The organism is Gluconobacter roseus NBRC 3990 (genome assembly GCF_006538885.1).
GTDB classification, from domain to species: domain Bacteria; phylum Pseudomonadota; class Alphaproteobacteria; order Acetobacterales; family Acetobacteraceae; genus Gluconobacter; species Gluconobacter roseus.
This window is the reverse complement of sequence record NZ_BJLY01000004.1, coordinates 377,223-389,025: the sequence shown is the minus strand read 5'-3', so window position 1 is coordinate 389,025 and position 11,803 is coordinate 377,223. Positions and strand designations below refer to the sequence as shown.

The following is an 11,803-nucleotide window of genomic DNA, read 5'->3' as shown; positions in this document are numbered from 1 at the left end:
GGGGAGCTCAGCATAGTGTCAAACAGAATTCACAAGGCACTTATCAACAGGAAAAATGCCGGTTTTCTGCGGTAAAAAAGACTAACCCCCGTTATTCATTGCGAATCGAACTCGAAAAAAGACGGATTTTTCTCAATTTTTCTGCTTTTCTCAGAAGTCCGGCCAGTTGGAAGCCAGATGCCCACCCATCCGCAGCGGAGCGACCTTTCGGGCCAGTCCTGTCGCATCGTCAGTCTCGACCATGAGGCCACAGACGGTCGCTTCCCCTTCTGCAGGCTGAGGACGATCTCCGGGAATCTTGCGAATTAATCTGTGAAGCGAGGCCGGCTTCCCCATTCCGATCACGCTGTCGTAGTCCCCGCACATTCCAGCATCCGTCTGGTACGCTGTCCCCGCAGGCAGAATGCGATGGTCAGCGGTTGGAACATGCGTATGTGTTCCAACCACGACGGATACCTTTCCGTCGAAATAGGCACCGAAGCCCATTTTCTCGCTGGTGGCTTCCGCGTGAACGTCAATCAGGATCGCATGAACCGTCACGCCCAGCCGATGCCGGGACAGGATTTCACTGACGACGCGGAAAGGATCGTCCAGCGGGTCCATGAAGATGCGACCCATGACGTTGATAACCAGAGCACGGCGTCCACGGCTGATTTCAACGATATGGCTCCCCTGCCCCGGCGTTCCGGCGGGATAATTGGCTGGTCTGACGATATGAGGAGCCTGATTGATGTAGCCGATCATGTCGCGACGGTCCCACGCATGATTGCCCAGCGTGATCACATCGACCCCCGCATTATGCAGGTTCTTGGCAATATCGGGAGACAGGCCATATCCGTGTGAGGCGTTTTCCCCATTAGCCACCACCAGATCCAGCGAGAGTTTCTGCCGCCAGTCGGCCAGGTTCCGAATTATGGCTTCACGCCCGCTACGTCCGATAATGTCGCCAAGAAACAGCAGTCTCAACAGTCAGTCTTTCATTATGATTTTGGAGGATCGGTCCTAATGACGCCGCGCTCGGTTACGATCGTTTCCAGCGGAATATCGTAAGGACCTTTGGGAAGAGTGCTGACCTGCTGGCCAGACAGGCCAAATCCGATTGCCGGCACGTTCAGTTCAGCCAGAGTGCGGTCATAATAGCCACCGCCATATCCAAGCCGATACCCGAAGCGGTCAAAGGCCAGAAACGGCACCAGAATAAGGTCCGGGATGTCGATTTCACCGTCAGGATGCAATGTGCCGAAGCGGCCGACATTCATTCCACTGGTCGGAAACCACCGCCTGAAAATCAGGGGAGAGCCTTTTGGCGTGGTCTCGGGCAGCAGAACATCGCGCCCGGCAGCATATAGATCATGGCATAAAGGCCGGAGATCAACTTCTCCAGCCAGCGGCCAGACCGCCGCCACTTTACGGGCAGGTCGTGTGAGTATTTCCTGAAGCAGGAATGTGCTCAGAGCCTCTTCATCAGTGGGAGAGGCCGTCTGGCGGAGCTGGGCCATTTTCAGGCGCAGCTCTTTTTTCAGCAGGTCAAGGTCGGAAATCTGTGGAGCCGCCAAAGCCGTTGGTCTTTTCAGCCCTCCTAGACCTGCAAGTGCAGGTGGGCACCGGTTAACGTGACCAGGGCCACGACAGAGCCAGTTCCCTAAGGAATGCTTATCGGCCCGGGGGATGATTTGCCTGACGCACCAGGCAGCTCCATCACCTATATTAGACTGTCCGGCCCGATGTTCAATGCAAACGTTTTTAAATCAGGACGCGCGCTCGAGTTCAGTAGCCAGAAGCTCCGCCTGCCCCGCCAGCCGGGCCAGACGATCCTGCCGGGCCTTCTCAAGCTGAAGCAGCTGCTCGGCCTGCTGGATCTGCGTTTCGGCCTGTGGTGAGATCTGCCGCTGCTTCAGTTCGAAAATCTCATCGGCCATGAGCAGAGCCGCCATCATGAGCGTCTTGGATTCGCTTGCAGCTCCACCCAAGGTCCGTGCGCGCTGAAGCCAGCCTTCCACATGACGGGCCATATCGTAGAGATGGGCTTCCTCGCCATCCTGACAGCCGACATTATAGACATAACCATTAAGACGGATGGATACCTGTCCCATCGATCAGCCCTCCTTCCTGTCCAGCACACCCTGAATGCGGGCACACAGCGCGTCGATATTGGCTGCAACTTCCGACAGGTCCGGGATGGAGCGAAGGGCGCGCTCGCTGGCTTCCTTTACCAGAACCTGACGCTCAGACGCAGCGGCAATCCGCATCATTGCTTCCTCAAGACGTTCAACCGCCTTATCGTCCTGCCGGATACCTGTCTCGTTTACCGCCACGATCTTCCCGTTCATGCAATCACTACGTCAGCAGAATGCCCAATACAGACCCGCTCCGGCCCGTTCATCAGGAAAGACCCGATCCCGGCACGGGGTCAAGGACATCCCTGCCCGTTCACTATCCTGTTTTCGTGATTTCGTCTCGTCGTGAGATGGAGCAGGTTATCCTGTCTCACGGAAACCGGTTTCTTGCCCTTTCGATGGAAAGTGCAGGAAACAGCTTTGGCATTCCCTGGTGGCTTGAGATTACAGAGACGCAAAAACATCAGTCCATTCTGGATTGCGGCGGCTCACCTGCCATTGCCCGCCAAGCGCTGGATGCCGGAATTGGTTGGGCCGTCTGCCGTATCAACGCTGCACAGTTCCGGGCGCTGGAAACATATGACCGTTATCGCGGACGTATCCTGACCACCAGACCGCCTAGCTCCCCACGCCACAATCTGCGAGAAGACGCTCATGACAGCCTGTGATCTCTATCCCGTTCTTCCCGCTGGTTTCAGCATGGAGGCAGCCCTTGGGGTGCTGCGCGACATTCTCACTCTGCCTGCAATAACAGCACTTCGACTTCCATTCGGCTGGACACCGGAAAAGGCGCAGCTTTCACAACTCGTGGATCTGCTGCACGCCAACGGTGTGGCCATGATCCTTGAGGTCCCGGGATCGCTTTCAGACGTTCCGAAGTCACTTCTGGGGATCTGCGACGGACTGCATGCGGGAAATGTCGAAGAGCTCGTGACCCTGCGCGGCAAAGTCGGAAGCGACATGCCAATCGGCTGCCTCTGCACCAACCGCGACGACGCCATGAAAGCGGGCGAGTCGGGCGCCGATTACGTCGCTTTTCCTGCCGGAGAGCTTGATCTGGTGAAGTGGTGGAGTTCCGTCATGGAACTGCCCGGGGTGGCCGAAGGCATCATGAGCACGGAAGATGCCTCGGCTGGCATTGCGGCCACCGCCGATTTCCTTGCCATCCCCCTTCAGTTCGATGGCAAGGATGCAGAGCGGTTTTCAGCGATGGCCGTGCTTGCGGCCGGCTGAAACAGGCACAGGCGTCGGCAGAAGCGTGTCCTGCGTGAAGTAAAGGACGCCGTTGGACTGAGCGAAAGACTTACCCCACAGACGGTTGGTCTCGCCTGCCGTGTTCTCAAGAACAAGTTCACCAGTCCGGGGAGAAACCTGAACGCCCAGCAGGTCGCCATACAGGGTCTTCAGGCCAATGGCATGACCATGATTGCGGGCGATTGCCTTGCGCAATGCGGCTTCGTCCCATTTTCCGTAAGCAATCGTATAGCCCAGAATATGCACAAGCTGCCCACGGTTTTCGGGTGCAAGCAGACCGCCGTGCCACCGGGTATTCAGACGTTCCATGGCAGCATTGGGAATGGCAAAGAGTGTATAAGGCCCCGGACCGCTTATCCAGGGATCGAGCTTCGCAACGCGGATTGCCTTGACGTAATCGGCGAGTTCCAGTGAGCCCGTAATATTCTCATCGAGCGGCCGGTCTTCATAGGACAGCATGGGCGGCGAATGATAGGCCACCGGGCTATTGGGCACTCCATCAGCGCTTGGCTGATACGCCTTGTCCGTATTTCCGGGCATGAAGGATGCACGGCTGCTGATCTGCGTTTCGAAGCTGTCCTGGTAATTCTTCGTCCAGTCCGTGCCCTGCCAGTCAGGATCGCCACAGGCGGAGAGCGAGGCTCCAAGAAGAAGCCCCACGCCGAGTTTCAGCCCCTTCTCCCAGCCCGGAAACCGTCCTGAAGAGAAAATATCGAGTCGCACATCCATGCCTGATCGTACCATCCTGTGAGCGGGAAAAACGACCATAGAGCAGGCTGGCCGATTCAGCACCCATCCCCGCGCATGGTCCATCCGACGACCTTGCCGCTGACCAGCTCGAATGTCGTCTGACAGCTGGTGTTGTAATAGGTTGCAGGAAAACCGCCACCCCAGCCGCCCATGCCGCCCCAGCCACCCATGCCGCCCCAGCCGCCACCCCAGCCGCCCATGCCCATGCCCATGCCGCCCCAGCCGCCGCCCCAGCCATCCCAGCCCCAGCCACCGCCGCCGGAATACTGGGTCTGGTTATCGATATAGGCGAGGAAAGTGTGGCCCTGCGCATCGTAATTGCGGGTCGGGACACCAAACTGGCGCAGCACGTCCACTTCGGACTTGCCGACCATGGAATCCAGAACCTTGCGTTGCTGAAGGGTCGGAACGTCACAGGCGGAAAGGCCCAGCAGCACCAGGACAGACAGCAGTCCAACTTTTTTCATCATCATCTTCCCCGACTGTGCCGCGGCAACGCGGTCATGTTCCTCTTTCGACACGTTCTAGCCCTTCTGACGCAAAAGAAGGATTAAAACTCCTGCAAGTTCCGAAAAGATCAGGCCAACCACAAAATGTCACTGATCCGCGGCGCTCCGGTCGCCAGCATGACCAGCCGGTCAAACCCAAGCGCGATGCCTGAACAGGGCGGCAGCTCCGGCAAGGCCGCCAGAAAATCCTCATCCACGGCCCAATCCTGATCCGGCGACAGCTCCATACGACGCTTACGATCCGTTACAAAACGTTCCCGTTGCTCCACCGGATCGGTCAGCTCCTCAAAGGCGTTGGCCAGCTCCAGACCACCAATATAAAGCTCGAACCGCAGCGCGGCCCGGTCGTCTGCCGGATCCCGTCGCGCGAGCGCTGCCTGCTCGGCTGGCCAGTGCGTCAGGAACGTGGGACGCTCGCGCCCGATCATGGGTTCGACACGCTCCAGCAACAGCCGGAAAAACAGGTCTTCCCAGTTTTCCCCGTTCCGCAGCCCGACATGCGCCTGCGCGGCCAAAGCCTCTGCATCCCCGGCCGTGCCTAGCAGGTCCGCCCCCACATAACGTGCGAATGCAGCCTGCATCGTCAGCCGCTCGAAAGGGAGTGAAAGATCAATGACATCCGTGCCCCGATGGACCACGGACGGCAGCAGAGCCCGCACGAAAGCCTCGGTTTCATCCATAAGCGACGAAAGATCCGCGCCCGGCCGATACCATTCGAGCATGGTGAACTCCGGAGCATGCGTATTGCTGGCCTCACCATTGCGCCAGACACGCGCCATCTGGAAAACGGCCTTCCCCGTCGCCGCCACGATGCGTTTCATCGCAAATTCCGGACTCGTATGCAGGAAGCGCGCCTCACGTGAGCCGTCCGGCCGCTCCAGTTCCGTTCTGAAACAGCGCAGATGCACTTCTTCACCCGGCACAGGAACAGCGAACGGCGTTTCCACTTCCAGATAGCCACGATCTTCAAAGAAGGCGCGGACGGCTTTTACCATCTGCGAGCGACGCTCAAGCAGGGGAAAGCGTTCCGCAATCCGGGCCGGATCAGCAGACAATACGGTCATGGCGTCTATTGCTCCTGTTGCAAAACGGGGACCCGCACCGCTAGAGGCATCACATGCATGATATGGTCAAGACAGCCCCGCAACATTCCGCGGAACGTTCTGCAAAACGTCACACGCTTCGCACACCGTCCGACCTGATCGACGCGGGCCTGGCCCCCGAAGCCGACCGGACAACGCTCGAAGCTGTCGGCGAGCGCTTCACAATGGCCATTCCCCCAGCTTTTCAGGATCTGATCACGCATCCGGACGATCCCATCGCCCGACAGGTTATTCCCGACGCCCGCGAACTCGTCACCCTGCCCTACGAAGACGCGGACCCGATCGGCGATGATGCCCTGTCCCCCGTCCCCGGCATCGTGCACCGCTATGCCGACCGGGCCCTGCTCAAACCATTACTGGTCTGCCCGCTCTATTGCCGGTTCTGCTTCCGGCGCGAACATGTCGGGCCCGGCGGTGGTCTGCTGAGCGATGCACAACTCGAAACCGCGCTCGACTGGGTGCGGCAGCATCCCGATATCCGCGAAATCATCCTCACGGGCGGCGATCCACTCATGCTCGCCCCGCGCCGGCTGAAGCATATCGTGCAGTCCCTGTCGGACATTCCCCATATCGAGACCATCCGCATCCATTCCCGCGTCCCGGTCGCCGATCCGGCCCGCATGACGGAAGAACTTCTGGATGCGATGGAAACGGACCGCGCCATGTGGCTGGTCGTTCACGCCAACCATGCCAGCGAGCTGACCCCGCAGGCCACAAAAGCCATCCGCGCCGTTCTGTCCCGCGCCATTCCGGTGCTCTCGCAGTCGGTTCTGCTACGCGGCGTCAATGATACGGTCGAAAGTCTGGAGGCCCTGCTGCGGGCGTTCCTGAAAGCGCGGGTCAAACCCTATTATCTGCACCATCTCGATGCAGCAGCCGGAACGGGACATTTCCACGTCCCGGTTGCGGAAGGCCAGGCCCTGCTGAGACAGCTTCGCGGACGCGTGACCGGTCTGGCCTGGCCAACCTATGTTCTCGATATTCCTGGTGGCCGGGGCAAAGTCCCGATCGGGCCGGAATATCTGGACCCTGCGTCTCCGGGCACGGTCTCAACGCCCGATGGAGAGGCGTGCAGCTTCACCTGACACGCCCCAACACGGCGCCGGTCCTTATTTTGCTTCGAACATATGGGTCGCATGCGTGATCGCCCCGCCCGCGCGGATGGCCGCGGCGACAAGAGCGATTTCGGAAAGCTGGGCGTCCGTCGCACCGGCTTCGCGCGCAGCCTTCACATGCAGTTCGATACAGTACGGGCACTGGGTCGTCAGCGCGACAGCCACGGCCGCGAGCTGCTTAGTCAGGGCGCTGACCTCGCCTTCCTCGAATGCGGCACGGTCGAACTGCCAGAAGGCGTCCATGCCCTTGGAGGCATTGGCTTCAAGATGGGAAATGCGCGAGAGGTTCTTCATATCGTACATGCGGCTTCTCCTTGCGGTTCGCCCTGATCCTCAGGACAGACACACAGTCTGACATGAACCGTCCGGCGCCGTGTCCCAAGCCCCCTGCCCTTCACACTTTCCTGAAGCTGGTGACCGCCATGCGCCCCTTGTGCCTTGCTTAGAGCCCCCGTGCGGCGCTAGAAGCCCACAAGACGTGACAGAAAATCCCTATCCAAGGGGCATCAGGACACAAGCATGAAACAGCAAGCCAACCTTATCCGGGCCGGCCAGGTCATCGAGCATGACGGCCGCCGCTGGACGGTTCTCAAGCAGCAGATCATCACCCCGGGCAAGGGTGGCGCCTTCATCCAGGTCGAAATGCGCGACCTCAAGACAGGCAACAAGACCAACGAACGCTGGAGAACAGCAGATTCCGTCGAGCGTCTGATGACGGAAGACAAGGACTACACCTATTCCTACATGGACGGTGACAATGTCGTCCTGATGGATCCGGAAACGTTCGAGCAGTTGATCCTCGCCAAGGACATCTTCGGCGACCAGTTCGCCTTCCTGCAGGACAACATGCCGCTGAACGTCAAGCTGGTCGAAGGCGACCCGGTGGGCGTCGAGCTGCCGCCGCACGTGACGCTGGAAGTCACGGAAGCCGACCCGGTGGTCAAGGGCCAGACGGCCAGCTCCTCCTACAAGCCCGCCATGCTGTCCAATGGCGTAAAGACGCTGGTGCCGCCGTTCATCGAAGCCGGTGAGCGCATCGTTGTCCGCACGGAAGACGGATCCTACGTCGAACGCGCGAAGGACTGATCCAGCATGCGTCTTTCCCCGCACATGGCCGTCATGCAGGGCGCGGCACAGAAGGCCTCGCGCCGTCTGCTCCGTGACTTTGCAGAGGTCGAACAGCTTCAGGTCAGCATCAAGGGGCCCGGAGATTTCGTTTCCCAGGCAGACCTGCGCGCCGAGACCATCCTCCGCGAGGAACTGAGCCGCGCCCGTCCCGGCTACGCCTTCCTGATGGAAGAAAGCGGCGCTTCGGGCGGGGACAACTGGACCTGGCGCTGGATCGTCGATCCGCTCGACGGCACGACGAACTTCCTGCACGGCATCCCGCACTGGGCCATTTCAATCGGCCTGCAGCGCAAGCTTCAGGACGGAACGATCGAGCTAGCCGCCGCGGTTGTCTACAATCCGGCCGCCAACGAGATGTTCTGGGCCGAAAAGGGCGTTGGCGCGTTCCTCAATGAACGCCGCCTGCGCGTCTCCGGCCGCCGCAACATGCACGAAGCCCTGTTCGCAACCGGCATTCCGTTTGCGAAGGTTCCGAGCAGCAGCCGTCTGCCCTTTGCCCGCGTCCTCGGCGCCCTGATGCCGCAGGTTGCAGGGATTCGCCGCTTCGGCGCCGCTGCCCTGGATCTCGCATGGGTCGCAGCAGGCCGTTACGACGGATACTGGGAATTCGGTATCAAGCCGTGGGACTGCGCAGCCGGTTTGCTTCTGGTCCGCGAGGCCGGTGGCTATGCGACCGATCCGGACGGAAACGAGCTTCATGACGTTCCCGATGACGTCAATGTCGTTGCCGGAAACACCAACCTTCACGGCCCCCTGCGCGCCCTGGTGCATGAGGCTCTGAACCGGAGCTGACGAAACTGCCCTCACGCCCCATTGCGGGAGTCGTGAGGCGTCGTCTAGGATCGGCCTGACATGTACAGGCCGATCCTCTTCTCCCTTCCTCTGGCGGCCTTTCTGGCCAGCCTTCCGCTGTCCGCCGCACAGGCACAGGTCACCAGCAATCTGTATGATCTGCCTCAGGCCAAATCAGCTTCTCCTGCGAAAAAACCAGCCTCGGCACCCCATCCAGCAGGACATGCCGCACGGAAATCCGCAGCACGGAAGCCGGCAACGAAGGCTCCCGCACCTACGGCCACGCCAGCAGTTGCAGCTCCCGCCAGAAGCGCACCGACGCACACAACAGTGCCCGGCGTTCCCCCGGCCCCGCCGCCGCCGGTCGTCCTGCCACCACCCTTCGTACCCATCCAGATCCATCCGCCTGTTCCCCCGGCCGAGGTCACACCCGTTGCCGATGCGGCCAGCCACACGGAGACCCTGCCTGATGGCGGAATCCGCGTTCTGTTTCCCTCGGGAAGCGAGGCCCTGAATGCCGACAGTATCAAGGCCCTTCAGGCTTACGGAACCGAACTGGCTCACCATCCGGAACAGCGTGTGCTCCTGATTGCGCATGCAACGCTGCCGGGTGATGACGTCTCCATGCCGCGCCGTATCGCGCTGGCACGAGCACTGGCTGTCCGCTCGATCTTCATTCACGCAGGCGTTGCTACCACGCGTCTCTACCCGCAGGCGCTGGGACGTCCCGACAAGGGAGACAGCGCGCCTGCTGACAGACTGGATGCTGTCATCGAGACAAATCCTGTCGACCCCTCCCCTTCCGCAAACGGCATGCCATAAAATCAGGAAAGACACGCCGTGACACGTCCTACGACCTATCTTCTGCGAATGGCCGTTTTCCTTGTCGCGGTCGGCCTTCTGGCCGCGACAATGGGCACGACCCTGCTCCACGCGTTCAACGCCAACCCGAAACTCGACGCCATTATCCTCGGTGTGCTCCTGCTGGGCATCCTGTGGAACCTTCATGTCGTCCAGCGCCTGATGCCGGAAGTGCAGTGGGTTGAGCTTCTGCGTCAGCCCCGCGCCGGTCTGGCCGCACCAAAAGCGCCCCGCCTGCTCGCGCCCATGGCCAGCATGCTGGCAGCCCGCAATCGCACGGACCGCCTGACGCTCTCGACACAGACCACACAGGCCATGCTCGACAGCCTGTCCTCGCGTCTGGATGAAAGCCGGGAAATCTCCCGCTACATGACGCAGCTCCTGATCTTCCTGGGTCTGCTGGGCACGTTCTACGGGCTTCTGCTGACGGTCAGCTCCATTGCATCTGTCATCGGCGGCATGTCCGCAGGCGGCGGGGATATGGACGTCATGTTCAACCAGCTCAAGACCGGACTGGCCGGCCCGCTTGCCGGCATGTCCACGGCGTTTTCAGGCTCGATGTTCGGTCTGGCCGGCGCACTGGTCCTCGGCTTTCTCGATCTCACAGCCGGACAGGCGCAGACACGTTTCTTCAATGAACTGGAAGAATGGCTGGCTGGCGTCACGCGTGTCAGCGGCAGCACGTCCATCGACAGCGACGGCGCACCCGTTCCGGCCTATGTTCAGGCCCTGCTCGAACAGACTGCCGAAAATCTGGAAACGCTCCAGAACGCCGTCTCCCGCAGCGAGGAAAACCGCGTCCGCGAACTGCACATGCTCGACAGCCTTCAGGAGCGCCTGCGTGGCATGACGGATCTGCTTGCCGCCAACCAGACGCTCATGACCCGCACGGCCGAAACTCAGACCACTCTTCTGCGGCACATGGGAGATGAAGGCCCGGGCTCGCAAGGCACGGCGCTCCTGCGGATCGAGACGCATCTCAGCCGCCTGATCCAGGAACTGCATGAAGGCCGCGCCCAGACGATCGGAGAGCTTCGCAACGATCTCCGCGTTCTGGCCCGCACGATTGCGGCGGCCTCCGGCAGCACGACGCCCCCTCCCGGCAGGCAGGGCTGATCCATGGCCCGGCGCAGACGCGGATCTCACAACGCCCTCGATGCCTGGCCCGGCTATGTGGATGCCCTGTCCACTCTGCTGATGGTCGTCACCTTCGTCCTGCTGGTGTTCGTCGTGGGGCAGCAGTTCCTCTCGGTGTCGCTGTCCCGACGCGAGCACACGCTGGATGCCCTGCAGAAACAGCTGGCCGAACTGTCGCACATGCTGTCGATGACGGAAGACAAGAACAAAAGCCTGTCTTCCACCGTCGCCACGCTGGCGGACGAAAAGCAGCATAATCAGGCCCAGCTCCAGACCCTTTCGACCCAGATCGCCGCCCTGACAGGGCAGCTCCAGTCAAAAGATCAGGCACTCGCCTCGGCTGATGACACGAGCAAGCAGCAGAACAGCAAGATCTCGGACCTTCAGGCCCAGATCGAAGAACTGACCCGCCAGCTTCAGGCGATCAGCAACGCCCTCGACATCGAAAAGAAGGCCGAACAGGGCAAGGACGCCCAGATTGCGGATCTTGGCAGCAAGCTCAATCTGGCACTTGCGGACAAGGTCAATCAGCTCAAACGCTACCGTTCGGAGTTCTTCGGACGCCTGCGCGACCTGCTGAAAGACCAGAAGGGCGTGAACGTCGTGGGAGACCGCTTCGTCTTCCAGTCGGAAATCCTGTTCCCGCAGGGAAGTGCCGACCTGACACAGGAAGGCCGCAAGGAAATCACAACCCTCGCCCATACGTTCAAACAGATCGCCTCAACAATCCCGACGGATCTTCCGTGGATTCTGCGGGTGGATGGCCATGCCGATCGCCAACCCATCCACAGCGCCTTTCCCAGCAACTGGGAACTGTCATCCGAACGTGCCATCACCGTGGTCAAGCTACTCATTGCCGAAGGTGTTGACCCGCACCATCTGGCCGCGACAGGCTTTGCCGACTACCAGCCTCTGGACGCTGCCAGCACATCGGCGGCCTATGCCAGAAACCGCAGGATCGAGTTCCGTCTGACGGATCGCTGATCCCTCCCCCGCCTGCCTTTTCACAAAGGCAGGCTTTTGCGCAGATCTACTGA

General features: G+C 60.5%; 16 protein-coding genes and 1 other RNA gene. 8 read left to right on the top strand and 9 right to left on the bottom strand.

Features of this window, described 5'->3' with window-relative positions; all coding sequences use genetic code 11:
* Positions 1–150: 150 nt before the first annotated feature.
* The 5 genes from GRO01_RS11875 to GRO01_RS11855 form a co-directional block, all read right to left on the bottom strand.
* On the bottom strand, positions 151–966 hold the full coding sequence (locus GRO01_RS11875; protein WP_062506853.1) for a TIGR00282 family metallophosphoesterase: 816 nt from the start codon (positions 964–966) through the stop codon (positions 151–153).
* A gap of 14 nt (positions 967–980) precedes the next feature.
* A complete protein-coding gene (locus GRO01_RS11870; RefSeq protein ID WP_062506850.1) occupies positions 981–1,556 on the bottom strand; it encodes a 5-formyltetrahydrofolate cyclo-ligase in 576 nt (191 codons plus the stop codon).
* Positions 1,543–1,699, bottom strand: a non-coding RNA gene (gene ssrS / locus GRO01_RS11865) — 6S RNA. The genes GRO01_RS11870 and ssrS overlap by 14 nt, the downstream gene beginning before the upstream one ends.
* A 49-nt stretch (positions 1,700–1,748) precedes the next feature.
* Complete coding sequence (locus GRO01_RS11860) at positions 1,749–2,093, bottom strand: cell division protein ZapA (protein WP_062506848.1); 345 nt, start codon at positions 2,091–2,093, stop codon at positions 1,749–1,751.
* Between the two features lie 3 nt (positions 2,094–2,096).
* Complete coding sequence (locus tag GRO01_RS11855; protein ID WP_062506846.1) at positions 2,097–2,330, bottom strand: hypothetical protein; 234 nt, start codon at positions 2,328–2,330, stop codon at positions 2,097–2,099.
* A gap of 20 nt (positions 2,331–2,350) precedes the next feature.
* Between GRO01_RS11855 and GRO01_RS11850 the strand changes: the two genes are divergently transcribed.
* Positions 2,351–2,785 (top strand): hypothetical protein, encoded by a 435-nt coding sequence (locus tag GRO01_RS11850; protein WP_231489980.1) that lies wholly within the window; start codon positions 2,351–2,353, stop codon positions 2,783–2,785.
* Entirely contained in the window at positions 2,772–3,350 is a 579-nt protein-coding gene (locus tag GRO01_RS11845; RefSeq protein WP_062506844.1) for a thiamine phosphate synthase, read from the top strand. The genes GRO01_RS11850 and GRO01_RS11845 overlap by 14 nt, the downstream gene beginning before the upstream one ends.
* Here GRO01_RS11845 and GRO01_RS11840 read toward each other — a convergent pair.
* From GRO01_RS11840 to epmA, 3 genes are all read right to left on the bottom strand, one after another.
* Entirely contained in the window at positions 3,321–4,100 is a 780-nt protein-coding gene (locus GRO01_RS11840; protein ID WP_062506842.1) for a fasciclin domain-containing protein, read from the bottom strand. The two genes, GRO01_RS11845 and GRO01_RS11840, sit on opposite strands and share 30 nt — an antisense overlap.
* A 56-nt stretch (positions 4,101–4,156) precedes the next feature.
* Positions 4,157–4,594 carry a hypothetical protein gene (locus tag GRO01_RS13390; protein WP_176582814.1) on the bottom strand — a complete coding sequence of 146 codons (438 nt, stop codon included), beginning with the start codon at positions 4,592–4,594 and terminating at the stop codon, positions 4,157–4,159.
* 104 nt (positions 4,595–4,698) lie between these two features.
* Positions 4,699–5,694 carry an EF-P lysine aminoacylase EpmA gene (gene epmA / locus GRO01_RS11830; RefSeq protein ID WP_062509435.1) on the bottom strand — a complete coding sequence of 332 codons (996 nt, stop codon included), beginning with the start codon at positions 5,692–5,694 and terminating at the stop codon, positions 4,699–4,701.
* Between the two features lie 53 nt (positions 5,695–5,747).
* On the opposite strand from epmA, the gene GRO01_RS11825 reads away from it, so the two are divergent.
* Entirely contained in the window at positions 5,748–6,818 is a 1,071-nt protein-coding gene (locus GRO01_RS11825) for a lysine-2,3-aminomutase-like protein (protein ID WP_062509437.1), read from the top strand.
* A gap of 24 nt (positions 6,819–6,842) precedes the next feature.
* Here the strand turns inward: GRO01_RS11825 and GRO01_RS11820 are convergent, their stop codons facing one another.
* Positions 6,843–7,151 carry a carboxymuconolactone decarboxylase family protein gene (locus GRO01_RS11820; protein ID WP_062501931.1) on the bottom strand — a complete coding sequence of 103 codons (309 nt, stop codon included), beginning with the start codon at positions 7,149–7,151 and terminating at the stop codon, positions 6,843–6,845.
* 216 nt (positions 7,152–7,367) lie between these two features.
* Between GRO01_RS11820 and efp the strand changes: the two genes are divergently transcribed.
* From efp to GRO01_RS11795, 5 genes are read left to right on the top strand one after another with little or no spacing between them, the layout of a single operon-like run.
* Entirely contained in the window at positions 7,368–7,934 is a 567-nt protein-coding gene (gene efp / locus GRO01_RS11815; protein ID WP_062509439.1) for an elongation factor P, read from the top strand.
* A gap of 6 nt (positions 7,935–7,940) precedes the next feature.
* Positions 7,941–8,768, top strand: a complete 828-nt coding sequence (locus GRO01_RS11810; RefSeq protein ID WP_062509441.1) for an inositol monophosphatase family protein — start codon at positions 7,941–7,943, stop codon at positions 8,766–8,768.
* 60 nt (positions 8,769–8,828) lie between these two features.
* Positions 8,829–9,590 (top strand): OmpA family protein, encoded by a 762-nt coding sequence (locus GRO01_RS11805; RefSeq protein ID WP_174787443.1) that lies wholly within the window; start codon positions 8,829–8,831, stop codon positions 9,588–9,590.
* Between the two features lie 18 nt (positions 9,591–9,608).
* On the top strand, positions 9,609–10,745 hold the full coding sequence (locus GRO01_RS11800) for a hypothetical protein (protein ID WP_062509443.1): 1,137 nt from the start codon (positions 9,609–9,611) through the stop codon (positions 10,743–10,745).
* A gap of 3 nt (positions 10,746–10,748) precedes the next feature.
* Positions 10,749–11,750: a peptidoglycan -binding protein gene (locus tag GRO01_RS11795; protein ID WP_062509446.1), complete on the top strand. Its 1,002-nt coding sequence runs from the start codon at positions 10,749–10,751 to the stop codon at positions 11,748–11,750.
* Positions 11,751–11,803: the final 53 nt, after the last annotated feature.